Annotated in this window: 25 protein-coding genes; 6 read left to right on the top strand and 19 right to left on the bottom strand. The window is 69.0% G+C overall.

All coding sequences use genetic code 11. The features are described 5' to 3' along the window. Nucleotides 1-44 precede the first annotated feature (44 nt). A complete protein-coding gene (locus tag ACSUZC_RS10335) occupies nucleotides 45-527 on the bottom strand; it encodes an Lrp/AsnC family transcriptional regulator (protein WP_439032695.1) in 483 nt (160 codons plus the stop codon). Between the two features lie 146 nt (nucleotides 528-673). On the opposite strand from ACSUZC_RS10335, the gene ald reads away from it, so the two are divergent. After that, nucleotides 674-1,789: an alanine dehydrogenase gene (gene ald / locus ACSUZC_RS10330; protein ID WP_439032694.1), complete on the top strand. Its 1,116-nt coding sequence runs from the start codon at nucleotides 674-676 to the stop codon at nucleotides 1,787-1,789. On the opposite strand, the gene ACSUZC_RS10325 is transcribed toward ald, so the two are convergent. Further along, on the bottom strand, nucleotides 1,790-2,560 hold the full coding sequence (locus tag ACSUZC_RS10325) for an NRDE family protein (protein WP_439032693.1): 771 nt from the start codon (nucleotides 2,558-2,560) through the stop codon (nucleotides 1,790-1,792). Nucleotides 2,561-2,566: 6 nt separating this feature from the next. Then, on the bottom strand, nucleotides 2,567-4,051 hold the full coding sequence (locus ACSUZC_RS10320; RefSeq protein WP_439032692.1) for a putative nucleotidyltransferase substrate binding domain-containing protein: 1,485 nt from the start codon (nucleotides 4,049-4,051) through the stop codon (nucleotides 2,567-2,569). 168 nt (nucleotides 4,052-4,219) lie between these two features. On the opposite strand from ACSUZC_RS10320, the gene ACSUZC_RS10315 reads away from it, so the two are divergent. After that, nucleotides 4,220-4,957 carry a hypothetical protein gene (locus tag ACSUZC_RS10315; protein ID WP_439032691.1) on the top strand — a complete coding sequence of 246 codons (738 nt, stop codon included), beginning with the start codon at nucleotides 4,220-4,222 and terminating at the stop codon, nucleotides 4,955-4,957. Nucleotides 4,958-5,029: 72 nt separating this feature from the next. On the opposite strand, the gene ACSUZC_RS10310 is transcribed toward ACSUZC_RS10315, so the two are convergent. The 3 genes from ACSUZC_RS10310 to ACSUZC_RS10300 form a co-directional block, all read right to left on the bottom strand. Then, nucleotides 5,030-7,327: a polyribonucleotide nucleotidyltransferase gene (locus ACSUZC_RS10310; protein WP_439032690.1), complete on the bottom strand. Its 2,298-nt coding sequence runs from the start codon at nucleotides 7,325-7,327 to the stop codon at nucleotides 5,030-5,032. A gap of 458 nt (nucleotides 7,328-7,785) precedes the next feature. Then, a complete protein-coding gene (rpsO, locus tag ACSUZC_RS10305; RefSeq protein ID WP_188329069.1) occupies nucleotides 7,786-8,055 on the bottom strand; it encodes a 30S ribosomal protein S15 in 270 nt (89 codons plus the stop codon). A 109-nt stretch (nucleotides 8,056-8,164) separates the two neighbouring features. After that, nucleotides 8,165-9,133, bottom strand: coding sequence for a bifunctional riboflavin kinase/FAD synthetase (locus ACSUZC_RS10300; protein ID WP_439032689.1), 969 nt, complete (start codon nucleotides 9,131-9,133; stop codon nucleotides 8,165-8,167). A 100-nt stretch (nucleotides 9,134-9,233) separates the two neighbouring features. On the opposite strand from ACSUZC_RS10300, the gene ACSUZC_RS10295 reads away from it, so the two are divergent. Continuing rightward, nucleotides 9,234-9,902, top strand: a complete 669-nt coding sequence (locus ACSUZC_RS10295) for a metal-dependent transcriptional regulator (protein WP_439032688.1) — start codon at nucleotides 9,234-9,236, stop codon at nucleotides 9,900-9,902. Nucleotides 9,903-9,912: 10 nt separating this feature from the next. Here ACSUZC_RS10295 and truB read toward each other — a convergent pair whose 3' ends face one another. From truB to rimP, 10 genes are all read right to left on the bottom strand, one after another. After that, entirely contained in the window at nucleotides 9,913-10,812 is a 900-nt protein-coding gene (truB, locus tag ACSUZC_RS10290) for a tRNA pseudouridine(55) synthase TruB (RefSeq protein WP_439032687.1), read from the bottom strand. 1 nt (nucleotide 10,813) lies between these two features. Then, nucleotides 10,814-11,470 carry a 4'-phosphopantetheinyl transferase family protein gene (locus ACSUZC_RS10285; RefSeq protein ID WP_439032686.1) on the bottom strand — a complete coding sequence of 219 codons (657 nt, stop codon included), beginning with the start codon at nucleotides 11,468-11,470 and terminating at the stop codon, nucleotides 10,814-10,816. Continuing rightward, the gene (locus ACSUZC_RS10280) at nucleotides 11,467-12,471 is read right to left on the bottom strand and encodes a metallophosphoesterase family protein (protein WP_439032685.1); all 1,005 of its coding nucleotides are present in this window, start codon (nucleotides 12,469-12,471) and stop codon (nucleotides 11,467-11,469) included. Before ACSUZC_RS10280 ends, ACSUZC_RS10285 begins: the two co-directional genes overlap by 4 nt. Before the next feature lie 28 nt (nucleotides 12,472-12,499). Further along, on the bottom strand, nucleotides 12,500-13,876 hold the full coding sequence (locus ACSUZC_RS10275; RefSeq protein WP_439032684.1) for an MATE family efflux transporter: 1,377 nt from the start codon (nucleotides 13,874-13,876) through the stop codon (nucleotides 12,500-12,502). Between the two features lie 14 nt (nucleotides 13,877-13,890). Continuing rightward, complete coding sequence (locus tag ACSUZC_RS10270) at nucleotides 13,891-14,847, bottom strand: DHH family phosphoesterase (RefSeq protein WP_439032683.1); 957 nt, start codon at nucleotides 14,845-14,847, stop codon at nucleotides 13,891-13,893. Continuing rightward, nucleotides 14,844-15,317 (bottom strand): 30S ribosome-binding factor RbfA, encoded by a 474-nt coding sequence (gene rbfA / locus ACSUZC_RS10265; protein WP_439032682.1) that lies wholly within the window; start codon nucleotides 15,315-15,317, stop codon nucleotides 14,844-14,846. Before rbfA ends, ACSUZC_RS10270 begins: the two co-directional genes overlap by 4 nt. Nucleotides 15,318-15,415: 98 nt before the next feature. After that, nucleotides 15,416-18,283, bottom strand: coding sequence for a translation initiation factor IF-2 (gene infB / locus ACSUZC_RS10260; RefSeq protein WP_439032681.1), 2,868 nt, complete (start codon nucleotides 18,281-18,283; stop codon nucleotides 15,416-15,418). A gap of 99 nt (nucleotides 18,284-18,382) precedes the next feature. Then, nucleotides 18,383-18,667, bottom strand: a complete 285-nt coding sequence (locus ACSUZC_RS10255; protein ID WP_439033078.1) for a YlxR family protein — start codon at nucleotides 18,665-18,667, stop codon at nucleotides 18,383-18,385. A gap of 104 nt (nucleotides 18,668-18,771) precedes the next feature. Next, on the bottom strand, nucleotides 18,772-19,779 hold the full coding sequence (nusA, locus tag ACSUZC_RS10250) for a transcription termination factor NusA (protein ID WP_439032680.1): 1,008 nt from the start codon (nucleotides 19,777-19,779) through the stop codon (nucleotides 18,772-18,774). A 42-nt stretch (nucleotides 19,780-19,821) separates the two neighbouring features. Then, nucleotides 19,822-20,403, bottom strand: coding sequence for a ribosome maturation factor RimP (gene rimP, locus ACSUZC_RS10245; protein ID WP_439032679.1), 582 nt, complete (start codon nucleotides 20,401-20,403; stop codon nucleotides 19,822-19,824). Between the two features lie 116 nt (nucleotides 20,404-20,519). On the opposite strand from rimP, the gene ACSUZC_RS10240 reads away from it, so the two are divergent. Both ACSUZC_RS10240 and ACSUZC_RS10235 read left to right on the top strand, forming a co-directional pair. Further along, nucleotides 20,520-21,077 (top strand): hypothetical protein, encoded by a 558-nt coding sequence (locus tag ACSUZC_RS10240; RefSeq protein WP_439033077.1) that lies wholly within the window; start codon nucleotides 20,520-20,522, stop codon nucleotides 21,075-21,077. After that, nucleotides 21,074-21,544, top strand: a complete 471-nt coding sequence (locus ACSUZC_RS10235) for a ferritin-like domain-containing protein (RefSeq protein ID WP_439032678.1) — start codon at nucleotides 21,074-21,076, stop codon at nucleotides 21,542-21,544. The genes ACSUZC_RS10240 and ACSUZC_RS10235 overlap by 4 nt, the downstream gene beginning before the upstream one ends. 3 nt (nucleotides 21,545-21,547) lie before the next feature. Here the strand turns inward: ACSUZC_RS10235 and ACSUZC_RS10230 are convergent, their stop codons facing one another. Next, nucleotides 21,548-23,278, bottom strand: coding sequence for a proline--tRNA ligase (locus tag ACSUZC_RS10230; RefSeq protein ID WP_439033076.1), 1,731 nt, complete (start codon nucleotides 23,276-23,278; stop codon nucleotides 21,548-21,550). Between ACSUZC_RS10230 and yaaA the strand changes: the two genes are divergently transcribed. Continuing rightward, nucleotides 23,277-24,059 carry a peroxide stress protein YaaA gene (gene yaaA / locus ACSUZC_RS10225; RefSeq protein WP_439032677.1) on the top strand — a complete coding sequence of 261 codons (783 nt, stop codon included), beginning with the start codon at nucleotides 23,277-23,279 and terminating at the stop codon, nucleotides 24,057-24,059. The genes ACSUZC_RS10230 and yaaA overlap by 2 nt on opposite strands. A 1-nt stretch (nucleotide 24,060) precedes the next feature. On the opposite strand, the gene ACSUZC_RS10220 is transcribed toward yaaA, so the two are convergent. Both ACSUZC_RS10220 and ACSUZC_RS10215 read right to left on the bottom strand, forming a co-directional pair. Continuing rightward, a complete protein-coding gene (locus ACSUZC_RS10220) occupies nucleotides 24,061-24,600 on the bottom strand; it encodes a pyridoxamine 5'-phosphate oxidase family protein (RefSeq protein WP_439032676.1) in 540 nt (179 codons plus the stop codon). Nucleotides 24,601-24,630: 30 nt separating this feature from the next. Then, entirely contained in the window at nucleotides 24,631-26,181 is a 1,551-nt protein-coding gene (locus ACSUZC_RS10215) for a DHA2 family efflux MFS transporter permease subunit (RefSeq protein ID WP_439032675.1), read from the bottom strand. Between the last annotated feature and the right edge of the window lie 29 nt (nucleotides 26,182-26,210).

Here is a 26,210-nt window from a genome sequence, read left to right as displayed (position 1 = left end):
TCGTCTCGACAAATGCCGGAGCCCAGTCTAGTGGCGCGGCGCACTCAGAAGATCGGCGCGCCCCCGCGGCGGTGCTCGAACACCAGGGACGTCGTCGTTCCGGCGACCTCGCGCCGCCCGTTGAGTCGTTCGACGAACTGCCGCAGCGCCTCGGTGTCGGCGGCTGCCACATGCAACAGGTAGTCGTCGGTGCCCGCGAGGAAGAAGACGTCGATCACCTCGTCGTGGGTGGCGATCTCGCCGACGAACTGCCGGATCTGACCGCGCGCGTCGGACTGCAGACTGACCGCCACCATCGCCCGCAGCGGCCGTCCGAGTGCGGCCGGGTCGACGTCGGCGAAGAATCCGCGGATGATGCCGAGGTCGACGAGCCGCCGCATCCGTCCGTGGCATGTCGACGCCGCGATGCCCGCACGTTGCGCCAGCTCGCTGTTGGGCATCCGCGCATCCGACTGGAGCAGACGCAACAGCTCCCGATCCGTCCCGTCCAGTTCACCGTCCCGAACATCCTTCGGCATGGTGGGCATCGCAGCCTCCCGATTCATACGATCGTCGCGACACAGCGACTATCGAGAATATTATTCAGTCGCATTGTGTCACAACCGAAGTTCCTTCACGCTGGAATCAGTTCACCGAGGAACATTCAGGAGCTCGCAACTAGTACGGAGTCACCATGCGCATCGGCATCCCCACGGAGATCAAGAACCACGAGTATCGGGTGGCGATCACCCCCGCCGGCGTTGCCGAACTCCATCGGCGCGGACACGAGGTCGTCATCCAGGCGGGAGCCGGTGAGGGTTCGTCCCTTCACGACAACGACTTCAAGGCCGCGGGGGCCCAGATCCTCGGAACCGCTGCCGAGGTCTGGGCGCAGGCCGATGTGCTGCTCAAGGTGAAGGAGCCGATCGCGTCGGAGTTCGAGTTCCTGCGCGAAGGTCAGACGGTGTTCACCTATCTCCATCTCGCGGCCGGTAGAGCGTGCACCGAGGCGCTGCTCGCGTCGGGCACGACGTCCATCGCCTACGAGACGGTCCGCACCGCCGACGGGTCGCTTCCGCTGCTGGCGCCGATGAGCGAGGTCGCCGGCCGGCTCGCACCGCAGGTCGGCTCGTACCACCTGATGCGCTCGGAGGGCGGTCGTGGCGTGCTCATGGGCGGGGTCCCCGGCACCGAACCCGCCGAGGTCGTCGTCATCGGGGGCGGGGTCAGTGGTGTTAACGCCGCGACCATCGCGATGGGGATGGGAGCGCAGGTCACGGTGTTCGACCTCGACATCGCCAAACTCCGCGCAGTCGACTCTCGCTTCGGTGGCCGCGTCCACACGCGCTACAGCACCGCGCTCGCTCTCGAGGAGGCGATCACGCGCGCCGATCTGGTCATCGGCGCCGTACTGGTCCCGGGCGCGAAGGCTCCGACGCTGGTGTCCAACAGTCTTGTGGCACAGATGAAACCGGGCGCGGTTCTGGTGGACATCGCTATCGACCAGGGAGGGTGTTTCGAGGATTCCCGCCCCACCACCCACGATGATCCGACCTTCCGAGTCCACGACACGACGTTCTACTGTGTCGCCAACATGCCGGGCACGGTCGCCCGGACGTCCACCCAGGCACTGACAGGCGCGACACTCCCCTACGTGTTGCGCGTCGCCGACCTCGGGTGGGAGCAGGCCTGCGCGACCGACCCTGCGCTCGCCAGCGGGCTCAGCACCCACCGCGGCGATCTCGTCACCGCGGAGGTTGGCGCGGCACTCGGTCTGCCGACCGTGCCGAATCCGTTCGCACACAACTGATCACCAGCTCAGAGCGTTCGTCCCCCGCCGCTTGGCCCGCCACCCGTACCGCCGTTCGACGATCCGACCATGGCCGTCCTGGCCGACGTGCAGGAGAGTCGAGGCTCGGGTGCCGTAGCCGGGGATGTTGATGAACCTCGGCGACAGCACCGCCTCGGCTTCCGGCCCGACGCCGGTGTCGGGCAGTCGCGCAGGATCGGGCCGGTCCTGATCGGCGAGCATCGCGAAATATGCCTCGTCGGACCGAGCGGACCCGTCGTCGGCGGCGACCAGGGATGCCATCGCAGCCGACCCGTCGACCACCTTGGGCCAGTCGTTGTCCAACGCGCCGTTGGAGATCCCGTGGACGCCGTCGGCCACTCTCTCGACCCGCGGCGATGGCCAGTTGGTCACCCACCACAGTTCTTCGGCATCGGCGACGAGGAGATTCACCGGGTCGTAGGCGACGGAGTCGTCGGCCATGCGGTGCGCGAACACCTTCGGGGTCTCGTCACCCATCAGGTAGTCGACGGGTAGTTGCCCACGGGAGCGGATCCCGGTGCGGCGAGCCGGACCGACGCGCACGTTCGTCACCATCGCCACCCGCTCGGGCGTCTCGGCCGCCACCCCCATCCAGGTTCCGCGCGCGACGGCGTCTCGTCCGCCGATGATCGGGAGGTCATCCCACCGGGCGAGCGCGAACGTGCGCCGCCGGTGCTGTTCGTCCCGGTTCGCCGCGACGATCAACCGCTCGGTCGGATGGGTGTTCCACGCGAAGAGGATCAAACACATGGGATCTCAGGTCACCTGTTCGGTTCTCGGGACGAGATGGCTCAGAGTCGCCATCCTCCGCTGGACGCCCGCGATCTCGCGGATCGCCTGCGCGACGAGGCTGCGGTCGAGCGGAGACAGCAGAGACATCTCGAGGAGATCCGACGGCGTATCCCCCCGATCGAACTGCGCGACCTGATATCTCAAGCGGACGCGCTGCAGGACGTCGAACACCTCGACGAGGGTGGTCGCGTGCTCGTCGGGCAGCATCTCGCTGCCCGACGCCGCCCGGATCCGTTCGCGGGTCCCCAGTTCGGTCGAGCCGACACTCAGCGCCGCCCAGCGGGCGATGTTGACGAGGGGTGTCAGCGCCTGACGTTTGAGGTCGACGACGTTCCCCCGGCCGGTCAGCACGTCGCGCATCGAGCGCATCCTGGCCCTGCTCGCCAGCGATTCGTCGAGCAGCAGACCCATCGTGCGCGGGTCCGCCCGCAGCATCGATGTCATCGCTGCCGCCGGGGCCGCGTCGGGCCGCCGTCCACGCAGCGGCCGACCGTCGAGCATCAGTGAGGTGAAGATCATGCCCTTGTTCTCCAGCGGACGCTCGGTCCACGCCCGCGCCGCCGACAACCACTGCGCATGCGTTCGCGCGAACAGCTCCTTGGATGCGACCGCACCGTTCGTGTCGACGGTCAGACCTGCTCCGCGCAACACGTCGTCGAGCTCTCCGAAAGCGGTGCGGTAGCGGACGATCTCGTCGGCATCGAGCGCGTCGTCGAAGGACACGGCCGAATCGACGTCCGAACAGAGCACCGGCTCGCGTCGGGCGTTGCTGCCCAACGACAACCAGGTGAACGCCGCGGGATCGAGATCGGGGTGGGCGTCGAAGACGAGCTCCAGACCACGCTGCACGATCGAGTCGACGATGAGGGATCCGGCACGTGTCACCTCATACGCCGGCCGGTCGCGCCGCACGAGGTCGGCCACGACCTGCGGTAGCCGCCGCGCGTGGACCTGCAGCTCGGCGATGCTCGACGACCGCGAGATCTGCTCGCGCAGAGGCATGCTCGCACCTGCGGGGTCCGCGACGAAGTCGCCCGGGCCGACGACACCGAGGACCTGTCCGCGCGCGTCGCAGACCGGGACGATCGTCAGGTCACGGTCGACCATCTCGGTGAGGACATCCATCGCCGTCGCGTCCGCGTCGACGACGAACGCGGGCCCGGCGACGATCTCGGCGATCGGGGTGTCGACCGGGCGTCCCGCGGCGACGACCCGCGCCCGGATGTCGGCGTCGGTGAGAACACCGTGGCGCCTGTCCGCCACCGGGAACACGACGTAGTCCTGGCCTCGCGCGGTCATGAGGCCGGCCGCCTGCTGCACGGTCATGTCCGCTCGCCCGATCACCGGTTCGGTACGGATCAGGTCGGCGACCGTGCTCGTCGCCGGTGACGCAGCCGCATCGCGGCGATGCGCGACCGTCAACTGCTGCCGCGAGTCCGCACCGTCCATCTCTGCAGAGTCTAGGCGGGCCGTGCATCGACCGGACGAATGAACCCGCGCTCACCGTGGACACCGCCGACGCCCGGCTGCACTCGAAGAAGCAGACCGACTGCGAGAGATGCAGCCCGACCCGAGACCGGCCCCGAGAAGCCGGCCCCAGAGCAGAGGACACACCCGATGGACAAGCCGATCGTCGCCGCCGCAACCACCCTGCTGGCCGCCCTGGCCCTGGCGGTGGGCGCCAGCCCTGCCACCGCGATCACACCGGAGTACGCCCATTCGCTGACCGCCGGCCAGGGCATCGTCATCGGGGACGGACTGTGCTCCATCGGCTTCTTCGGAACCAACGCCGACGGCGACCGCCTCGCCGTCACCGCCGGGCACTGCGCCGAAGGCGTCGGCGACGAAGTCACCACCACCGACGGGGAGCCGATCGGCGAGGTCGTCGCCTGGAAGGACGACGGCGGCACCGCGGACGGGTCCATCACTCTCGCCGATCCACGCGGGTACACCGTCATCGCCCTCGGTGACAGCTGGGAGGTTGACCCCGTCTTCGCGGCCGCGTCCGACCCGGAGATCGGCGACCCGGTGACCAAGACCGGCGAACGCACCGGCACCACGGTGGGCACGGTCACCGCGCTGCTGCACCAGGACGCGGCCCCCGAGCACCGGCTCGTCAACGCCGAACTCGTCGTGTTGGGCGGCGACTCGGGTTCGCCGTGGTACCAGGAGACCCGCACCGGCCAGTACGTCCTGGTCGGCATCTCCTCGAGTGGCAACTTCGGCACCCAGAACCCGGATCAGGCCATCTCCACGGCACAGACCATCGAGGGCCTGTACGAGCAGATCGCCGACTCCGGGTCGGTGTGGACCGACGGCTTCGAGATCTGGATCGACGAGCCGGACCGGAGATAGCACCGGCACAGACGACACCGGGGCCCGCCGTCCGAGTGGACGACGGGCCCCGGTGGGACTGCTGAGATCAGATCACGCGTCGGCGGTCTCGGTGGCCGGCGCGTCGGCGGGTGCCGCGTCGTCGTCGACGGGGACGAGGCTGATCTTGCCGCGCTCGTCGATGTCGGCGATCTCCACGCGGAGCTTGGAGCCCACGTTCACGACGTCCTCCACCTTGTTGATGCGCTTGCCCTTGCCCAGCTTCGAGATGTGCACCAGGCCGTCGCGACCCGGCAGCAGCGACACGAATGCACCGAACGCGGTGGTCTTGACCACCGTGCCGAGGAAACGCTCGCCGACCTTCGGCAACTGCGGGTTGGCGATGGCGTTGATGCGGTCGATCGCCGCCTGCGCGGACGGACCGTCGGCGGCGCCGACGAACACGGTGCCGTCGTCCTCGATGGAGACGTTGGCGCCGGTCTCCTCGGTGATGCCGTTGATCGTCTTGCCCTTGGGGCCGATCAGCTCGCCGATCTTGTCCATCGGGATCTTGATGGTGGTGATCCGCGGCGCGAACGGGCTCATCTCGTCCGGCTCGTCGATGGCCTCGGCCATGACGTCGAGGATGGTCAGCCGGGCGTCCTTGGCCTGGCTGAGCGCACCCGCGAGCACCTGCGACGGGATGCCGTCGAGCTTGGTGTCGAGCTGCAGCGCGGTCACGAAGTCCTTGGTGCCCGCGACCTTGAAGTCCATGTCGCCGAAGGCATCTTCGGCGCCGAGGATGTCGGTCAGTGCGACATAACGGGTTTCGCCGTCGACGGTGTCGGAGACGAGGCCCATGGCGATACCGGCGACCGGAGCACGCAGCGGCACACCGGCATTCAGCAGCGACATCGTCGACGCACAGACCGAGCCCATCGAGGTCGAACCGTTGGAGCTCAGTGCCTCGGAGACCTGGCGGATCGCGTAGGGGAAGTCCTCGACGGTCGGCAGTACCGGCATCAGGGCACGCTCGGCGAGCGCGCCGTGGCCGATCTCGCGACGCTTGGGCGAACCGACGCGGCCGGTCTCACCGGTCGAGTACGGCGGGAAGTTGTAGTGGTGCATGTATCGCTTGGACTTCTCGGGTCCGAGCGAGTCGATCTGCTGCGCCATCTTGACCATGTCGAGTGTGGTGACACCCATGATCTGGGTCTCGCCGCGCTCGAACAGCGCACTGCCGTGGGCACGCGGGATGATGGCGACCTCGGCCGACAGCGCGCGGATGTCGGTGATGCCGCGACCGTCGATGCGGAAGTGATCGGTCAGGATGCGCTGGCGCACGAGTTTCTTGGTCAGCGACCGGTATGCGCCGCCGATCTCCTTCTCGCGGCCCGCGAACTGCTCGCCCAGCTGGGCGAGGACGTCGGCCTTGAGCTCGTCGGTCTTGTCGTCGCGCTCCTGCTTGCCGGCGATGGTCAGGATCTCCGAGAGGCGATCGGTGGCCGCCGCTGCGACGGCGTCGTACACATCGGACTGGTACGGCGGGTACAGCGGGAACTCGGCGGTCTCCTTGGCCGCGGCGGCGGCCAGCGACTTCTGCGCCTCACACAGGCGGGCGATGAACGGCTTGGCGGCCTCGAGGCCCTCGGCGACGATCGCCTCGGTCGGCGCCTGGGCGCCGCCGGCGATGAGGTCGATGACGTTGTCGGTGGCCTCGGCCTCGACCATCATGATCGCGACGTCGGCGGAGTCACCCGAACCGGCGACGATGCGGCCGGCGACGACCATGTCGAACACGGCGCCCTCGAGCTGCTCGACGGTCGGGAACGCAACCCACTGCCCGGCCCGGTTCTCCTCGGTCGGGATCAGCGCGACACGCACGCCGCCGACAGGACCGGAGAACGGCAGACCCGCGAGCTGGGTCGACGCCGAGGCCGCGTTGATCGCGACGACGTCGTAGAGGTCGTTCGGGTTGAGCGAGAGGACGGTCACGACGACCTGGATCTCGTTGCGCAGGCCGTCGACGAACGACGGGCGCAGCGGACGGTCGATCAGGCGGCAGGTGAGGATCGCGTCGGTCGACGGGCGGCCTTCACGACGGAAGAACGAGCCGGGGATGCGGCCGGCGGCGTACATCCGCTCCTCGACGTCCACGGTGAGCGGGAAGAAGTCGAAGTGCTCCTTCGGGTGCTTCGACGCCGCGGTGGTCGAGAGCAGCATGTTCTCGTCGTCGAGGTAGGCGGTGACCGAACCGGCGGCCTGCTGTGCGAGGCGTCCGGTCTCGAACCGGATCGTGCGGGTGCCGAAGCTCCCGTTGTCGATGACGGCCGTCGCCTCGGTGATGGCGTCGTCGTAGTCGTCGGCGAAGTCGTCGGTGTCGTTGACGTCCGGGGTGTTCACATCTGTCATGTGGGGTGGAATCCCTTCGTAGCGGCTGCCTGGGGCGGCCGTCTGACGCGGCCACGAGAAATGGCCGCTTGTGCGGTTGGGGATCGGCCCTCGCGGAGGTGCACGGCACGTACTCGCCTGTCACGTCGAGCGGACACGTCGAGAGTGGGCACGCGCGGATCGGACCGATCCAGAACGCGCCGAGAATGTGCGGCAGCACGGTGAATGGCGCAGCGTCTCTGCGCCTGGTGAGTGCTCAGACGGCCTTCGATCGAAGCGGCCGGAAACCTGCGTGCCCTGGGATTGCCCGGGCGAGGGTTCCGGCGGCCACTACCGAGGACCGATCTGGCTCGTCGTTCCGCACTGCCACGAGATCACGGCAACGATCCGTGGCCAGCCTAGCATCGACGGCTGTCAATACCTCAATACGACAAACCGGCCGCCCCCGATTCGGGGACGGCCGGTGGAAGTCGATGCGATCAGCGTCGCAGGCCGAGGCGCTCGATGAGCGAACGGTAGCGGTTGATGTCGACCTTGGCGACGTACTTCAGCAGACGACGACGGCGTCCGACCAGCAGCAGCAGCCCGCGGCGGCTGTGGTGGTCGTGCTTGTGCTGCTTGAGGTGCTCGGTGAGGTCGACGATGCGCTTGGTGAGCATGGCGACCTGGGCTTCGGGCGAACCGGTGTCGGTCTCGTGCAGACCGTACTCGGCGAGGATTTCCTTCTTCTGCTCGACAGTCAAAGCCATGGATGTACTCCTGATTCTCAGTGCCGCGTTCACAAGACTCGGGTGCGCCACCGCGGACTGCAGCAACACCGACTGGCCAGGCTACCCGGCACGACGGGCCGGACCCAAATCAGCTCTCCGCCGCCGCCAGTATCTCCCTGGTCTTGGTGACGTCGTCACCCATGGCGCTGATCAGGTCGTCGACCCCGTCGAACTGTTCCATCCCGCGGATGCGGTGCACGAAGTCGACGGCGACATGCTGACCGTAGAGGTCGGCGCTCTTGTCGAGGACGAATGCCTCGACGGTGCGGGTGCGGCCGGAGAAGGTGGGGTTGGTGCCCACCGACACCGCGGCCTGATAGCGCTCCCCCGGTTCGACCTCGCCGACGACCGGGCCCGCACCGAGAATGGTGAACCAGGCGGCGTACACGCCGTCGGCGGGGATGGCGGCGTACATCGGCGGGGCGACGTTCGCCGTCGGGTACCCGAGGTCGCGGCCGCGGCCGTCACCGCGGACGACCACACCCTCGACGCGGTGCGGCCGGCCGAGCGCCTCGGTCGCCCGATCGACGTCGCCGGCGGCGACACAGGAACGGATGTAGGTCGACGAGAAGGTGACGGCGTGCTCGCCGAACAGCGACACCGATTCCACGGTGAACCCGAACTTGCCGCCGAGTTCGGCGAGCTTCGAGACGTCGCCGGCGGCCTTGCGCCCGAACGTGAAGTTGTCGCCGACCACGACGACGGCCGCATGCAGCGTCTCCACGAGGATGTCGTGGGCGAAGTCCTTGGGCGACCGGGCAGCCAGTTCCGGCGTGAACGGCATGACGCAGAAGACGTCGATGCCCAGTTCCTCGGCCAGTTCCGCACGGCGTGTCAGTGTCGTCAGTTGCGGCGGATGCGATCCCGGCCGGACAACCTCCGACGGGTGCGGGTCGAAGGTCATGAGCACCGAGGGGACACCGTGCTCCGCGGCCGCCGACGTGGCGGCGTTGATGAGCTCGGCATGTCCACGGTGAACACCGTCGAAGACACCTATGGTGACCACGCACCGTCCCCAGTCCGCAGGGATGTCGTCAAGACCTCGCCAACGCAACACGCGACCAGAGTACGGGCAGCGGGTGTTCCAAACCACCACCGCCACTCGCATTTGCGGTCGGGCTAAGCTCTTGGTCATGCCTCGGGGATCGGATCGTCCGGTGACAGAACTGTCACAGGTCACCCAGGACTATCTGAAGGTCATCTGGACCAGCCAGGAGTGGGAAGACGTCAAGGTCACCACCAAGCTGCTGGCCCAGTCGCTCGGTGTGTCCGCGTCCACCGCGTCGGAGGCGATCCGCAAGCTCGCCGACCAGGGTTTCGTCTCACATGAGCCGTATGGTGCGGTCACACTCACCGATGAGGGCCGGTCCGCGGCGATCCTGATGGTGCGCCGTCACCGCCTGATCGAGACCTTCCTGGTACGCGAGCTCGGTTACCGGTGGGACGAGGTGCACGACGAGGCCGAGGTCCTCGAGCACGCGGTGTCCGACCGTCTGATGGCCAGGCTGGACGCGAAACTCGGCTTCCCCGACCGGGATCCGCACGGAGATCCCATTCCCGCGCTGGACGGAACCATTCCCGCGCCGGACGCGGCGCTGCTCGCCGACCTCGACGTGGGGGCGTCGGGCGCCATCGCGCGGATCTCCGACACCGACCCCGAGATGCTGCGCTACTTCGACCAGGTGGGCGTCGCCCTCGACTGCGTCGTGACCGTGGCCGAGAAACGTCCCTTCGCGGGGACGATCTCGGTGTCACTCGACGACGCCGCCCCGATCGATCTCGGCGACATCGCCGCGCGCGCGATCTTCGTCGTGCCGCGCGGCTGATCCGGTCCGGTCAGCGAAGAGTGGCCGGGCGGACCACCATCACCGAACTCGCGCGGCGACCCTTCTCCTGGATCAGGGCGATCGCCTGCTCCCGCGGGTCGACGACAACGTAGACCTCCTTGCGCCCGATCGGCTCGAGCCACCGGCCCTGGCTGATGGACTCGGCCTCGTCGTCGTCGATGTCCCGGCGAGGGAACGAGATCTTGACCGCCTCGTCGATGTCGAGGCTCACGTGGGGTCGCTCGCGGACATCGTCGAGAGTTCGCGCGTGGTCGAGGGTGAACGGACCGACCGCGGTCCGTCGCAGCTCGGTGAGATGTCCGCCGACACCCAGAGCGGCGCCGAGATCGCGGGCGAGCGAGCGGATGTAGGTGCCCGACGAACAGTCGACGACCACATCGAGATCCACGAACTGCCCGTCGCGCCGAGTGGCGAGCAGCTCGAACCGGGACACGGTCACCGGCCGGGCGGCGAGGTCGAACTCGGCTCCGGTCCGCACCAGGGCGTGGGCGCGCCGCCCGTCGACCTTGATCGCGCTCACCTTCGCCGGGATCTGCTGGATGTCGCCTGTGAGTTCGGCCATCGCCGTGGCGATCTCGTCGTCGGCCACACCCGATGCGTCGGCGGAGTCGAGTATCTCGCCCTCCCGATCATCGGTGGTCGTGGAGGCGCCCAGGCGGATGGTCGCCGTGTAGGACTTCGTGGTCAGCGACAGCAGCCCGAGAAGCTTTGTGGCGCGCTCGATCCCGACGACGAGGACTCCCGTGGCCATCGGGTCGAGGGTGCCCGCGTGGCCCACCCGGCGGGTGTTGAAGATCTTCCGGCAGCGCGACACCACGTCGTGGCTGGTGATTCCGGCCTCTTTGTCGACGATCAGCAGGCCGGCGTTCTCGATGGTCGCATCGGCCATGTCAGGTCAGCGCGATCGTCGTGGTGATGATGCCCCGGTCGACGAGCCATCGCCCGCCGAACTCCAGCAGCGGCGGTCCCCCGTCGGCGGCGGCGGGATCGACGAGGATGCGCGAGGTGAACGTCCCGGAGTTCGGCGTCGTCTGCTCGAAGGTGATGTGCGCGTCCTCGAATCCCAGCCAGCGCTTGGCGACCGGGAACCAGGCCTTGTACGTCGCCTCCTTGGCGCAGAACAACAACCGGTCCCAGTGGAGGTCGCCCGACCGGGTCGCGAGCACGTCGCGTTCGGCGGGCAGACTGGTGTGCTCGAGCACGCCGTCGGGCAGACTGTCGTGCGGCTCGGCGTCGATGCCGAGCGAGCGCACCGACATCGCGTAGGCGACGGTCGCGGCACGGTAGCCGTCGCAGTGAGTGAGGCTCCCCACGATGCCCGCGGGCCACACCGGGGCACCCTTGTCGCCCTTGAGGATCGGCACCGGCTCGAATCCGAGCTCGCCGAGCGCCTGTCGCGCACAGTGCCGGACCGTCGTGAACTCGCGGCGCCGCTTCTCCACCGCCCGGGAGATGAGGTTGGCTTCGGCGGGCAGGAGAACGAGATCGGGTGGATCGGCGAACGCCTCCGCGGAGGCCACACCGGCCGGGAGGAGTTGTTCGATCATCGGTTGTCCTCTCGCGAGTGGTCCTGCCGGGCCTGCCGTTCGGCCTGGCGTGTACGGCGTTCGGCCTGTCGCTGTTCGACGCGCTGCCGGAACTCCGCGGCGCGCTCGGCGTAGTCGGGCGGCAGGTCGAAGCGCACACCGTGTTCGGGTAGGTCGGCCGGTCCGAGACCGTCCCCGGGAATGATGTTGCGCATCAACGGGTTCGGCAGGCCGCGCCGCTTCCACTCTCGCGGGTAACCCACCGACACCTCCTCGAACCGGATGCCGTCGTACCACGTGGTGCGCGGGATGTGCAGATGTCCGTACACGCAGCACGCCGCATTGAAGTCCTTGTGCCAGTCGGCGGTCAGTTCGCTGCCGCACCAGAGCGCGAACTCCGGGTAGATCAGCGCGTCGCACGGTTCACGCCGCAGCGGCCAGTGGTTGATGAGAACGGTCTTCTCCGCCGGGTCGATCGCCTCCAGCCGGCGACGCGTGATCTCGATGCGCGCGCGACCCCAGGCATCCCGGGTGGGGAACGGTTCGGGAGACAACAGGAATTCGTCGGTCGCCACGACATTGCGTTCCCGGGCGAGTGCGAGCGCCGTGAGCTTGTTCGCGGTGCCCTCGGGCCGGAACGTGTAGTCGTACAGCAGGAACATCGGCACCACGCGAACCGGGTCGGTACCGTCCCCGGGGTCGAACAGCGGGTAGATGTCCTCGGGCGTGACCACACCGATGTCACGACAGGCCTGGACCAGGTAGTCGTAGCGCGCCACGCCGAACAGCTGCAGCGGGTCCTTGGCCGTCGTGTACAGCTCGTGATTGCCCGGCACCCAGACGACGGTGTGGAATCGGGTTCGTAACCGCCGGAGCGTGTCGATGATGTCGTCGGTGCGTTCGGCGACGTCACCGGCCACGATGAGCCAGTCCCCCGCCGAGGTCGGTCGGATGCTGTCGACGATGTGCTCGTTGCCCCGATGGGCGATGTGCAGATCGCTGATCGCCCACAAAGTAGCCACGAGGATCCATCGTGCCAGAGTCACGGTCTCAGGTGCGGACCGCACCCGCCTGCCGCCAGCGTCCCGATCGGATCCGCCACACCACGGTGGCCAGCCGCACGAGCATGAACACCACCAGGCCCGACCACACCCCGGCCAGTCCCCAGTCGAAGACCAGTGACAGCCAGATCAGGGGCAGGAACCCGACCAGCGCCCCGGTCAGGGTCGCGGTCCGCAGGAACGCCGCGTCACCGCTGCCGAGGAGCACACCGTCGAGGGCGAAGACGACCCCGGCGATGGGCAGCATGCCGACGAAGAACCACCACGGCACACCGACCGCGTCGAGCACGGCCGAATCGGAGGTGAAGATCTGCGGGATGAGCGACGCACCGGCGGCGAAGACCGCGGCCATCGCGGTCGCGGCGATCAGCGACACGACGGTCACCCGCCGCGCGACCGAATCCGCCACTCCGAGCCGCCCGGCACCCAATGCCGCACCGACGAGGGCCTGCGCCGCGATGGCGAGTGAGTCGAGGAACAGGGCCATGAACTCCCACAGCTGCAAGACCAGCTGATGCGCGGCGACCTGGGCGACCCCGAACCGCGCGGCGACCGCGGCCGCCGAGACGAAACAGATCTGGAATGACAAGCTGCGGACCACGAGGTCGCGGGCCATCACGAGTTGCGCGGCGATGATCGACCGGTCGGGAGCGAAGACCCCCACCCCGGACCCACCACGCTCGCCGGCCACCGAGACCCGGCGCGCCTCACGACTCACCCGGACGGCGAAGAGTAGCCCGGTCAACCCCTGACCGATCACGTTGGCCACCGCGCTGCCGTTCAGCCCCAACCGGGGGAACGGACCGACGCCGTGGACCAGGCCGACGACGAGCACCGCGGCGATCGACAACCCGACGACCACGTACACGACGGGACGGCGGGTGTCCTGCACACCGCGCATCCACCCGTTGCCCGCCATCGACAGCAGGATCAGCGGGACTCCGAAGATCGCGATGCGCAGCCACCCCGCCGCGTCGTCGGCGACCGCCGCTGATTCCGGCGAGGCGGTCCCGACGAGCAACCGCATGACGACCGGAGCGCAGGGGTAGGTGACCGCGACGATCAGGACGCCCACGGCCACCGCGATCCAACTGGCCTGCACACCTTCGAGGACGGCGCCGGACCGGTCGCCGGAGCCGAATCGACGCGCCGAGCGGGCGGTGGTGCCGTAGGACAGGAACGTCAGCTGAGTGCTGACGATCGACAGGACCAGCGTCCCCACGCCCAGGGCGGCGAGTTCCGCACCTCCGAGGCGGCCGACGACGGCGAGGTCGAGCAGCAGGTACAGCGGTGGTGCGATGAGGACGGCGAGCGCTGACACGGTCAGCGTCGCGATGCGCGCGACCCCGGCGGTGTCCCCACTCACAGCGGTGACCTCGCTCAGAGCGACTCCAACAGCCTCGCGACGACCTCGTCGGCGGTCCCGGTGTCGCTGTATCCGGAGGCCTGCCGATGCCCGCCGCCGCCGTGCGCACGCGCGATCGGCACGAGATCCACCACGTCCTTGGAGCGCAGCGAGACGGTCCACACGCCGGGTTCACCCTCTTTGAACACCGCGGCGACCTCCGCTTCGCGCGCGGTGCGGATGGTGTCGACGACACTCTCGGATTCTTCCCAGCTCATCCCGGCGAGCGCCTGCTGGTCGACGACGGCGTAGACGAGCCCTTCGCCGTCGCAGGCCGCAGGCTCGAGTCGGGCCGAGGCCAAGACACCCGACATCATGGAGAACCAGGCGAACGGATGCGAGTCGAACAGGATCCGGCTCCATCTGCGGGCGTCGACTCCGGTCTCCAGCAACCGCGCCGCCACCCGGAACGACTCGGGCCGTGCCCACCGGAACGATCCGGTGTCGGTGCTGAGCCCGGCGTAGATACAGGTCGCGATGTCGGCATCGAGTTCGACGCCGAGCGCGTCGAGTACGTCCAGGACGAGAACGGTCGTGCAGTCGGCCGTGGGATCAACCAGATCGAGGTCGCCGAAACCGGGATTCGACGCGTGGTGGTCGATGGTCACGGAGGTCTGCGCCGCCGCGAAGACCGCACCGAGGGACTCGAGGCGTTCGAGGTTGGCGGCGTCGACCGCGACCACGAGCGGATGCCCCACGATCTCGTCGGGCGAGCACAGCAGCTTGCCGCCGGGCAGCCCGGCGAGCGAGGCCGGGAGCGGCTCGCTCCCGGGATAGGCGACCTCGACCTCGACGCCGCGACGGTCGAGCGCCAGTCCCAGCGCCAGACCGCTGCCGATCGTGTCCGCGTCCGGTCGGACGTGACAGCAGATGGTCACCGCGGTCGCGGAGGCCAGCGTCTCGGCGACCGCCGCACTCGACGACCCGCTCACCCCTGGGTACCGGCGGATTCGTCGGGGGTCGCGTCGGCGTCGTCGGCCGAACGGTACGGATCGGTGTCGCCGGCCGGTTTGGCCTCGGCGGCACGCCGTGCGACCAGTTCGTCGTTGGCCCGGGCTCGGGCGACGAGTTCTTCCATCTGCCGAGCCGCGTCAGGGACGGTGTCGAGGACGAACCGCAGCGTCGGGGTGAAGCGCACGCCGGTGCCGGCGCCGACCTTGGATCGCAGCACGCCCGTCGCCTTCGCCAGGCCCGCGGCGGCGCCCTCGAAGTCGGGTTCGTCGTCGAGCGACTCACCCATCACGGTGTAGTAGATGGTCGCGTCGTGGAGATCGTTGGTCACCCGGGCGTCGGTGACCGTCACATGCGCCAGTCGCGGATCCTTGATCTCGTGCGCGATCGCCGACGCGACGATCGACGAGATCCGCTTGGCCAAACGCTGTGCTCGTGCTGGATCAACCATCGCAGAGTCCTTTCATAGCGCTGCGTGCGCGCCTGCCCGATTTGGACCGGCGCGCACCACAGCTGTCGAGATGACGTACGAGTCAGCAGTTCACCGCGTCAGTCGCGCGGCTTCTCCCGCAGCTCGTAGGTCTCGATCACGTCGTCCACCTTGATGTCCGAGTAGGTCAGCGTGAGACCACATTCGTAGCCTTCGCGCACCTCGGTGGCATCGTCCTTCTCACGCTTGAGCGAGGACACGGTGAGGTTCTCGGCGACCACGACGTTGTCACGCAGCAGGCGGGCCTTGGCGTTACGCCGCATGATGCCCGACTGCACGAGACAACCGGCGATGTTGCCGACCTTCGACGACTTGAAGATGGCGCGGATCTCGGCGCGGCCGAGCTCCACCTCTTCGTAGATCGGCTTGAGCATGCCCTTGAGCGCGCTCTCGATCTCGTCGATGGCCTGGTAGATCACCGAGTAGTACCGGATGTCGACGCCCTCGCGGTTGGCCAACTCGGTGGCCTTGCCCTCCGCGCGCACGTTGAAGCCGATGATGATCGCATCCGAGGCCGCCGCCAGGTTGACGTTGGTCTCGGTCACGCCGCCGACACCGCGGTCGATGATCCGCAGCGAGACCTCGTCGCCCATCTCGATGTTCAGCAGGGCCTCTTCGAGGGCCTCGACCGTACCCGAGTTGTCACCCTTGAGGATGAGGTTGAGCTGGCTGGTCTCCTTGAGAGCCGAATCCAGGTCTTCCAGGCTGATCCGCTTGCGGCTGCGTGCGGCGAGCGCGTTGCGCTTGCGCGCATTGCGCCGGTCGGCGATCTGCCGGGCGATGCGGTCTTCCTCGACCACGAGCAGGTTGTCGCCTGCGCCGGGGACCGAGGTGAAACCGATGACCTGGACCGGACGTGAAGGCAGTGCCTCGGGCACGTCCTCGCCGTGCTCGTCGACCATGCGACGCACACGACCGTAGGCGTCGCCGGCGACGATCGAGTCGCCGACCTTCAGCGTGCCGCGCTGGACCAGGACGGTAGCCACCGGCCCGCGGCCGCGGTCGAGGTGCGCCTCGATGGCGACACCCTGCGCGTCCATGTCCGGATTCGCCCGCAGGTCGAGCGACGCGTCCGCGGTCAGCAGCACGGCTTCGAGCAGCGCGTCGATGTTCTCGCCCTGCTTGGCCGAGATGTCGACGAACATGGCGTCGCCGCCGTACTCCTCGGGGATCAGGCCGTATTCGGTCAGCTGCCCGCGGATCTTCTGCGGATCGGCGCCTTCCTTGTCGATCTTGTTCACCGCGACCACGATCGGCACGTCGGCCGCCTGGGCGTGGTTGACCGCCTCCACCGTCTGCGGCATGACGCCGTCGTCGGCCGCGACCACGAGGATCGCGATGTCGGTGGCCTTGGCACCGCGGGCACGCATGGCGGTGAACGCCTCGTGACCCGGGGTGTCGATGAACGTGATCAGGCGATCTTCACCGTTGAGGTGGGTGTTCACCTGGTAGGCACCGATGTGCTGCGTGATGCCGCCGGCCTCGCCCTCACGGACGTTGGCCTTACGGATCGTGTCGAGCAGTCGGGTCTTACCGTGATCGACGTGGCCCATGACGGTGACCACCGGGGGACGCTGCTCGAGGTCTTCCTCGCCGCCCTCGTCCTCGCCGTAGGTGAGGTCGAAGCTGTCGAGGAGCTCGCGGTCCTCGTCCTCGGGGCTGACCACCTGGACGCGGTAGTTCATCTCCGAGCCGAGCAGCTCCAGCGTCTCGTCGTTGACCGACTCGGTCGCCGTGACCATCTCGCCGAGGTTGAACAGCGCCTGCACCAGCGATGCCGGGTTGGCGTCGATCTTGTCGGCGAAGTCCGAGAGCGACGCGCCGCGGGCGAGACGGATGGTCTCACCGTTGCCGCGCGGCAGCCGGACGCCACCGACGGCCGGTGCCTGCATGTTCTCGTACTCGGCGCGTTTCGCACGCTTCGACTTGCGACCACGACGCGGTGCACCGCCGGGACGACCGAAAGCACCTGCGGCACCGCCGCGGCCACGACCGCCGCCGCCACCGCCGCCGGGGCGACCGCGGAAGCCACCACCGGGAGGACCTCCCGGTGCGCCGCCGGGAGCGCCGCCACCGCGGTAACCGCCGCCGCCACCGCCGGGTCCGCCGCGACCTCCGCCTGCGCCGCCACGACCGCCCGGACGGGCATCGGGACGCGCTGCGCGAGACGGCATGGCGCCGGGACTCGGGCGCGGGGGCATGTTGCCGGGATTGGGACGGGGACCGCCCTGACCGGGCGCGGGACGACCGCCACCGGGGCGGGGACCACCCTGGCCTGCGGGGCCGGGACGGCCGCCACCGGGGCGGGGACCTGCCTGGCCCGGGCCGGGACGGGCTGCCGGACGCGGCGCGGGAGCCGGGGCCGACGAGTACGGGTTGTTGCCGACCCGCGGGGCACGTGGGCCCGGCTTGGGTCCGGGTCGGGCGCCGGGGCTCGGGGTGGACGCCGGAGCCGCCGGAGCGGACGGTGTCGCCGATGCAGCCGGGGCCTGCGGCGCCGGAGCAGCGGGCGTCGGCCGGGGTGCGGGACGCTCGGCAGCGGGTGCCGGTGCCGGGGTCTCCACGGGAGCGGGAGCCGGCCGTGGTGCGCCCGGCTTGGGACCGCTGCTGCGGGGTGCGGGTGCGGGATCGGCGGCGGGTGCCGCCGGGGTGGTGGGCGCACCGGGCTTGGGTGCGCTCTGGCCGCCGGACGGCTTGGGTCCGGGCTTGGCCGACTGGCGCGGGCCGGGCGCCGCGGACGTCTTCGCGTCCTTGGCTGCCCCGTCCTTGCCGGGGAATGATTCACGCAGTCGACGGGCCACGGGGGCCTCTACCGTCGACGACGCCGATTTGACGAACTCGCCCTGTTCCTTCAGACGCTCCAGCACCTGTTTGCTGGTGACGCCGAGTTCTTTGGCCAGTTCGTGCACGCGGGCTTTGCCTGCCACTGCTCTCCTCACTTGGAGGCCAAGCGGCTCACCCGCTACGGCCTCGATTTAAGTCCGGTACATGCTCATCGTGACTTCACGGTGTGCTCATGTCTTCTGCTACCTGTTCCGGCTCCGGGGAGCCATCCTCTGGTGGTCGATCACGCCGAGCTGTTCGGCGAGATCCTCCGGGTCCACGGTCAGACCGGGGGTCCGGAGTGCCGCGGCGAAGGCTCGGCGTCGCGTCGCGGTGGAGATGCACTCCGACCGCGCGTGCAGCCACGCGCCTCGCCCCGGCATGGTCTTCGCGGGATCGACCACGACCATCGGGGTGTCATCACGCATCTGCGCGACGACACGGACCAACTCGCCGGTCTCTGCCCGCTGCCGACAACCGACGCACATCCGGATTGGGGTGGCGCTGGTTGGCGTACTCGGGGCGGATCGCTGAACCATCGATCAGTCTAGCGCGAGCGCGCACTCCAGGGACAATCGGCCGCTCTCGCGCGTCACTCGTGTCCGTCCCCGGCAGGCGCGGCGTCGGAACGGATGTCGATCCGCCAGCCGGTCAGGCGGGCGGCGAGGCGGGCGTTCTGGCCCTCCTTGCCGATCGCCAGCGACAACTGGTAGTCCGGCACGACGACCCGGGCGGCCTTCGCCTCCGCGTCGACGACGGTCACCGAGACAACCTTCGCCGGCGACAGCGCATTCCCGACGAAGACCGCCGGGTCGGTGTCGTAGTCGATGATGTCGATCTTCTCCCCGGCCAGTTCGCTCATCACGTTGCGCACGCGCTGACCCATCGGACCGATGCAGGCGCCCTTCGCGTTGAGTCCGGCGACACCGGTGTGGACGGCGATCTTCGAACGGTGACCGGCCTCGCGGGCGACGGCCACGATCTCCACCGAGCCGTCCTCGATCTCGGGTACCTCGAGGGAGAACAGTTTGCGCACCAGATTGGGGTGCGTCCGCGACAGGGTGATCTGCGGTCCGCGTGATCCGCGGGTGACCCCGACGACGTAGCACTTGATGCGGTCGCCGTGGGTGTAGACCTCGCCGGGCACCTGCTCGGCCGACGGGATGATCCCCTCGGTGCTGTTGGCATCGCTGCCGATCTGCACGACGACCATCCCGCGGGCGTTGGCGCGCGAGTCCTGCTGGACGACGCCACCGACGATCTCGCCCTCGTGGGCGACGAGGTCACCGAAGTTCTTCTCGTTCTCCGCGTCGCGCAGACGCTGCAGGATGACCTGCCGTGCGGTGGTCGCGGCGATCCGCCCGAATCCCTCCGGGGTGTCGTCCCACTCGTGGACGACGTTGCCGTCCTGATCCACCTCTTGCGCCATCACGCGCACGGCACCGGACTTGCGGTTCACATCCACGCGCGCGTGCGGCGCGAAGCCGTCGGTGTGGCGGTAGGCGGTGAGCAGCGCCGTCTCGATGGCGGTGATGACCGTCTCGATCGGGATGCCCTTGTCGGCCTCGATCATGCGCAGGGCGGCGATGTCGATGTTCATGTCGTCGGTCTCCTATTCACTTGTCGTGTTCACTTGTCATGTTCATTTGTCGTGCACTTCTCGGGCCGCGGCAGGCGCGCGGCGACGTTCGATCTCCTCGGGTTCGAGGCCGCACAGCTCCAGTTCGCGGACGCTCGGTTGGGAGAAGTCCACCTGCACCACGGCTTTCGTCACCGCGCCGAGATCGACGGTCTCCACGGCGATGCGCCCCTTGTGGTTCGCGACCACCTGCACCGAGTTCGGCGGGTCGTCGAGCAGTCGGCCGATGCGACCGCTCACCGTGCGCGCCTCCGAGCCCGGATTCCCCGCCACCTCGACGACCACGCGGCGGCCGAGATTGCGACGCCAGTGCCGGGCACGGGTCAGGGGACTCTCCACGCCGCGCGAGGTCACCTCGAGCACGTAGGCGAGATCGGCGAATTCGGGCGTCGCGTCCAGGACGTCGGAGATCTGGTTGCTGAGTTCGGCGAGGACGTCGAGGTCGCTCCCGCCGTCGCGGTCGACGACGACGGACAGCTCCTCCTGCCCGTCGCGATGGCGCACCGTGACGTCTTCGAGGTCGAATCCCCGTTCGGCGACAAGCTTTTCGACGAGTTCGCTCACGTGCGTCGGGCTGATCGACATGCCACTCCCCTCGTCTTCAGTTGTCGGGCCGTGCCGGGTGTCGCACGACGTTGCTCGGTGAACATCGTAGTGGATCCATGTCGCGCAGCACTGCTGGCATCATGTCCCGGGTGAGCATGCCCCCGATCGAACGACGCACCGTTCGGTACCCGATCGACCGGCGCACCGCGTTGCGCGGCGGACTGGTCGCGACAGTCGCGGTTGCCGGCGCCGGAATGGCCGGCCTCGGACTGACCGGCTGTGACTCGTCGCCCTCCGCCGAGACCCTCCTCGCCGAATCCCTCGTGCCGCTGGTGCGGTCCGCGCTGGCCGACGAGGGCGCCGCCCGTGCCCTGACACCCCTGGAGCCCGGCTATGCCGCGGCACTGACGGTGGTGGCCGATCAGCGCGCACAGCACGCCCGCGCCCTGCGCGAGGAGATCATCCGTCTCGACCAGGACGTGGCGGGGACGCTCGACCGACCGTCCGCGTCGACCTCCCCGTCCACACCGGGACCGTCGTCCGCTCCCGGCACGCCGCCACGCTCCCCGTCGCTGGCGGGTCTGCGCGCGGACCTGGCCTCCGCGGGCACCCAGGCCCGCGACCTGGCACTCTCCGCGGGCGGTTACGCGTCCGGTCTCAGCGGGTCCATCTCGGCCGCGATCACATCGATGCGAGAGGTTCAGCTGGCATGACGACACCGCTGACGAGCGCCGCCCCGACCACGGAGTCCGACGACCCTCTCGTCGTGGCCGCCCAGACGGAGAACGCGGCCATCTTCACCTACGGCGTGATCACCGCGTTCGTTGCCGCATCCCGGCGTCGTACGGTCGCCGACCACGCCGCCGCGCACCGTGCGCGACGCGACGAGATCGACCGCGCGATCACCGCCGCGGGTGGCACACCGCCGCTGCCGGCGGCGGGCTACACCCTCCCGGTCGACGTCACCGACCCCACGACGGCGGCGCGCGCCGCGTTGAGCGCCGAGGAGGACTGCACGGTGGCCTACCGGGCACTGCTGGAACGGGCCGACGACGAGGCGGGCCGACGAATCGGGGTCGACGGTCTCACCGAGAGCGCCCTCCGCGCCGCCCGTTGGCGCGCCGTGCTGCAGGAGACCCCGGTCACGAGCGCGTTCCCGGGGTCGGCCGGCAACGGGTGAGCGTCAGCCGCGTGCCGCGGCGACAACCGCCTCGACCGCCCCGTCGACGGCCACCTCGGTGGCCTCGCCGGTGAAGCGGTCGCGGACCTCGATCGTGCCGTTGGCATAACCGCGTCCGACGACCACGACCGTCGGCATCCCGAGGAGTTCGGCGTCCTTGAACTTCACCCCGGGCGAGGCCTTGCGGTCGTCGAGCAGCACCTCGAGTCCCGCGGCGTCCAGGTCGGCGGCGAGTTGTTCCGCACCGGCGACCGCGGCCTCGTCCTTGTTCGCGATCACCAGGTGAACTGCGAACGGCGCCACCGACTTCGGCCAACGCAGACCCTTGTCGTCATGGGATTGTTCGGCGATCACCGCCACCAGGCGCGACACGCCCACGCCGTAGGAGCCCTGGGTCAGCCGGACGGGCTTGCCGTTCTCGCCCAGCACGTCGACCTCGAAGGCGTCGGTGTATTTCTGTCCGAGCTGGAAGATGTGCCCGATCTCGATCCCCTTGGCGCTCACCAGGGGGCCGGCCCCGTCCGGGGACGGGTCGCCGTCGCGGATCTCGGCCGCCTCGACCGTGCCGTCGGCGGTGAAGTCCCGGCCGGCCACGAGACCGACGTAGTGCCGGCCGGGCTGGTCGGCTCCGGTGATCCACGACGTCCCGTCCACCACTCGCGGGTCCACGAGGTAGCGGATGCCGTTGTCGGCCAGACCCTTCGGCCCGATGTACCCCTTGACGAGGAACGGATTGGCGGCGAAGTCCGCGTCGGTGAGCAACTCGACCTCGGCCGGCTCGACGGACGCTTCGAGACGCTTGAGGTCGACCTCGCGGTCTCCGGGGACACCGATGCCGGTGATCTCCCAGTCACCGCCCGGCGCACGGAGTTTCACCATCACGTTCTTGAGTGTGTCGGCCCCGGTGTACTGCCGGTCGAACGTCGCGTTCGCCCACTCGACGAGCGTGTCGATCGTCGGGGTGTCGGGGGTGTCGTGCACCTGCGCGTCGGGCAGTCCGTCGAAGGGCACCGGGTCGGGTGCGCGGGTGACGACCGCCTCCACGTTGGCGGCGTAACCGGACTCGACGCATCGCACGAACGTGTCCTCGCCGACGGCGGACTCGGCCAGGAACTCCTCGGAGGCGCTGCCACCCATCGCGCCGGACGTCGCGGCGACGATCACGTAGTCGATCTCCAGGCGCGCGAAGATCTTCTGGTACGCCTCGCGGTGGGCGTTGTAGGCGGCTTTGAGGCCGTCGTCGTCGAGGTCGAAGGAGTAGGCGTCCTTCATCACGAACTCGCGGCCGCGGAGGATGCCGGCACGCGGCCGCTCCTCGTCGCGGTACTTGGTCTGGATCTGGTACAGGATGACCGGCATGTCCTTGTAGGACGAGTACTCCCCCTTCACCAGCGTGGCGAAGAGCTCCTCGTGCGTCGGGCCGAGGAGCATGTCGGCCCCCTTGCGGTCCTTGAGCCGGAACAGCGCGTCGCCGTATTCGGTCCACCGGTTGGTGGTGTCGTAGGGCTCGCGGGGCAGCAGCGCGGGCAGGAGGATCTCCTGACCGCCGATCGCGTTCATCTCCTCGCGGACGACGGACTCGATCGCCTTGAGCACGCGCAGGCCCAGTGGCAGCCACGAGTACACCCCGGGGGCGACGCGGCGAACATATCCCGCTCTCACCAGCAACTTGTGGCTGGGGACCTCGGCGTCGGCGGGGTCGTCGCGCAGGGTCCGCAGGAACAGGGTCGACATGCGTGTGATCACGACGTACCAGCTTAGTTATGGTGTTGCGGTGCTCGTCATCCTGCCTCCCTCAGAAACGAAATCCGACGGCGGGAACGGTGCCCCTCTCGACCTCGACACCCTGTCGCTGACCGAGCTCAACCCGGTACGCAAACGACTCGGTGAGGCGATCGTCGACCTCGCCGCCGATCTCGACGCGAGCCGGACCGCACTCGGCCTGGGCGCCACGCAACTCGGCGAGATCGAGCGGAATGCCGATCTGTGGCTCTCCCCGACCCGACCGGCCATCGAGCGCTACACGGGCGTCCTCTACGACGCACTGGACCATGCGTCGCTGACGAAGGCGGGCAAGGCCAAGGCGGCCGACCGGCTGGCCATCGGATCGGCGTTGTTCGGTGTCGTCCGTGCGCCCGATCGGATACCCGCCTACCGGTTGTCCGGGGGTTCCAAGCTCCCCGGGATGCCCACGCTGGCGTCCATGTGGAAACCGGCCCTGTCGCCAGCCCTCGACGCGCTCGACGACTTCCTCGTCGATCTGCGGTCGGGCGTCTACCACCAGCTCGGACCTGCACGGTCCGCGGTCACGGCGACAGTCATGACCGAACAGCCCGATGGATCGCGAAAAGTCGTGAGCCACTTCAACAAGCACTACAAGGGACTGATGGCGCGCGAGCTGGTCCGCACCCGGCGCAACGTCCGCGACGTCAACGGCGTGGCGGCGGTTCTCGCCGACGCCGGTCAGCGCGTCGAGATCGTCGACGCCGACCGCATCATCGTGCTGACCGACTGAATCAGCCGGCGCCGAAGTCGAACAGCGTCGCGCCGCCGGGCTCGACCGTCTGCAGAGCAGTCGCACGCCGCGGAGCGACCCGGTAGACGTGCCAGGGCGGCGGACCCGCCGACGGAGCACTGAACTCCGCGGTGAGCGCGGTTCCGGTCTCGTCGACGCGACACGGCCAACCGTCCTCGGCCCACAGCGCGGCGAGTTCGGCGACGACCTCCGGGTCGTCGATGCGCCGCGCATCGCCCTCTACGACCAGATCGACGTCGTCGAGTGCGACCGACAGGGTGCAGCGGGGGTCTCGTGCGAGATTGCGGGCCTTGCGGGTCGACGGCCCGGTCTCCAGCCACACCGCACCCCGATGCCACAGCGCACCGATGCCGGTCACATGCGGACTGCCGTCGGCATTGATCGTGGCGATCCACCACGTGTGCCGGTCGGGACCGCCGGTGCCCGGCGCCTGCGAGACCCCGGCGTCGAGACGTGCGGCGACGGGCTCCCAGGCGAGGGTGTCGACGTCGTAGAGCTCAGCGAGATTCTTGGTGTCCATACCGGGGCAGACCGCCCGCGGCGCCGGAACTCATCGCCGCTTGTCGGGTTCCGGTGCGCTCGCCTGGGCGTCGACCCCGGAGTCGGCGGCCTCCTGCGCCGCCTGCCCCTCGGCCACCTGTTCGGGGGTGAATCGCATGAACAGCACGACGATCGCCGAGATCACGGCGATGCCCGCGCAGGCGGCGAAAGCGAGGCCGTAACCCTCCGCCTGGGCAGCGAGCTGGGTGGCGTTCATCGTCTCGACCGGCGCCGTGGTCCCACCCTTGGACAGGGCGCGCGAGGTCACCATCGCGCCCACGACCACCAGGCCCACCGCCCCGCCCAGATTCTGGGCGACCTGTGCGAGCGCGGTCAGCGGACCGATCTCGTTGGGTCCGACTCCGGCGACCACCGACAGGGTGAGCGGGATGACCGCCAGCCCGACGCCGAAGCCGATCACGACGACGGGGATGAAGATGCTGGGGAAATAGTCCGGCGAGTCCGTCGCGATCGACGACGCGTAGAGGCAGCCCGCCAGGATGACCGCGCCGCCCACGAGTACCAGCCACCGCGGTTGGATCATGAGCGCCAGCTTCGACGCGATCGCCGCCGCAATGCCCAGGCCGAACGCGAACGGCACGACGGCGAGCCCGCTCTGGATGGGCGAATACTGCAGGATGCCCTGCAGGTACAGCGAGATGAACACCGCCATGCACATCATGATCATGCTGGCGAACAGGATCGCGAGCAGCGCTGCGACCCGAGAGCTGTTGTCGAACAGCGAGAACGGCAGGATCGGGTTTCGTGCGCGACGCTCCACCAGCACGAAGGCGACGAGGGCCAGCGCGCCCAGGACGAAGGAACCGACGACGACGGGGGCGCCCCAGCCGTTGGGTCCCTCGTTGACCGCGAGCACGAGCAAGGTCGCGCCGAGTGTGCCCAGGACCGCGCCCGGGACGTCGAGGGGCAGCCGCTGGCCCTGGGACTCGCGCAACGCGACGATGGCACCCACGACGACCACGAGGCCGATGGGCACGTTGATGAGGAAGACCAGACGCCATGACACCTCGGTCAGCACTCCGCCGAGGATGAGCCCGGCCACCGACCCGACGCCGGTCATCGCCGCGTAGACCGCGAACGCCTGGCTGCGCGGCTTACCGGGCGCGAAGGTGGTGGCGACCAGGGCCATGGCCGTCGGCGCTGCGATCGCGGCCGACGCGCCCTGCAGTGCGCGCCCGGCGAGGAGGCTCGCCTCGTTCCACGCCAGTCCGCAGAGCAGGGACGTCAGCGTGAAGGCGACCACACCGACGATGAACATCCGTTTGCGACCGAAGGTGTCGCCGAGTCGTCCGCCGAGGAGCATGAGCCCGCCGAAGGCGAGGACGTAGGCACTGATGACCCAGTTGGCACTGGACTCCGACAGCGAGAGTGCATCCCGGATGCTCGGCAGCGCGAGCGCGGCGACGGTGCCGTCGAGCACCACCAGCAGTTGCATCCCGGACAGCACCAGGATCGGCAAGCCGAACACCGGGCGGAACTGCGCGCTGTTCGGCGTTCCGGCGTGCGCGGTTCCGGTGTTCGCAGCTCCGGGAGTCGACATAGAGAACGACCGTACCGGCCGACTGCTCC

The organism is Gordonia terrae (assembly GCF_051789125.1).
In the GTDB taxonomy this organism is placed as follows: Bacteria; Actinomycetota; Actinomycetes; order Mycobacteriales; family Mycobacteriaceae; genus Gordonia; species Gordonia terrae_A.
This window is presented reverse-complemented; position numbering and strand designations above follow the sequence as displayed.

Bases quoted from the DNA above. Each gene is read 5' to 3' on its own strand.
- ACSUZC_RS10335 (WP_439032695.1), bottom strand. From the start codon at position 527: ATGCCCACCATGCCGAAGGATGTTCGGGACGGTGAACTGGACGGGACG.
- ald (WP_439032694.1), top strand. From the start codon at position 674: ATGCGCATCGGCATCCCCACGGAGATCAAGAACCACGAGTATCGGGTG.
- ACSUZC_RS10325 (WP_439032693.1), bottom strand. From the start codon at position 2,560: ATGTGTTTGATCCTCTTCGCGTGGAACACCCATCCGACCGAGCGGTTG.
- ACSUZC_RS10320 (WP_439032692.1), bottom strand. From the start codon at position 4,051: ATGGACGGTGCGGACTCGCGGCAGCAGTTGACGGTCGCGCATCGCCGC.
- ACSUZC_RS10315 (WP_439032691.1), top strand. From the start codon at position 4,220: ATGGACAAGCCGATCGTCGCCGCCGCAACCACCCTGCTGGCCGCCCTG.
- ACSUZC_RS10310 (WP_439032690.1), bottom strand. From the start codon at position 7,327: ATGACAGATGTGAACACCCCGGACGTCAACGACACCGACGACTTCGCC.
- rpsO (WP_188329069.1), bottom strand. From the start codon at position 8,055: ATGGCTTTGACTGTCGAGCAGAAGAAGGAAATCCTCGCCGAGTACGGT.
- truB (WP_439032687.1), bottom strand. From the start codon at position 10,812: ATGGCCGATGCGACCATCGAGAACGCCGGCCTGCTGATCGTCGACAAA.
- ACSUZC_RS10285 (WP_439032686.1), bottom strand. From the start codon at position 11,470: ATGATCGAACAACTCCTCCCGGCCGGTGTGGCCTCCGCGGAGGCGTTC.
- rbfA (WP_439032682.1), bottom strand. From the start codon at position 15,317: ATGGTTGATCCAGCACGAGCACAGCGTTTGGCCAAGCGGATCTCGTCG.
- ACSUZC_RS10255 (WP_439033078.1), bottom strand. From the start codon at position 18,667: ATGTGCGTCGGTTGTCGGCAGCGGGCAGAGACCGGCGAGTTGGTCCGT.
- nusA (WP_439032680.1), bottom strand. From the start codon at position 19,779: ATGAACATCGACATCGCCGCCCTGCGCATGATCGAGGCCGACAAGGGC.
- rimP (WP_439032679.1), bottom strand. From the start codon at position 20,403: ATGTCGATCAGCCCGACGCACGTGAGCGAACTCGTCGAAAAGCTTGTC.
- ACSUZC_RS10240 (WP_439033077.1), top strand. From the start codon at position 20,520: ATGCCCCCGATCGAACGACGCACCGTTCGGTACCCGATCGACCGGCGC.
- ACSUZC_RS10235 (WP_439032678.1), top strand. From the start codon at position 21,074: ATGACGACACCGCTGACGAGCGCCGCCCCGACCACGGAGTCCGACGAC.
- yaaA (WP_439032677.1), top strand. From the start codon at position 23,277: ATGCGTGTGATCACGACGTACCAGCTTAGTTATGGTGTTGCGGTGCTC.
- ACSUZC_RS10230 (WP_439033076.1), bottom strand. From the start codon at position 23,278: ATGTCGACCCTGTTCCTGCGGACCCTGCGCGACGACCCCGCCGACGCC.
- ACSUZC_RS10220 (WP_439032676.1), bottom strand. From the start codon at position 24,600: ATGGACACCAAGAATCTCGCTGAGCTCTACGACGTCGACACCCTCGCC.
- ACSUZC_RS10215 (WP_439032675.1), bottom strand. From the start codon at position 26,181: ATGTCGACTCCCGGAGCTGCGAACACCGGAACCGCGCACGCCGGAACG.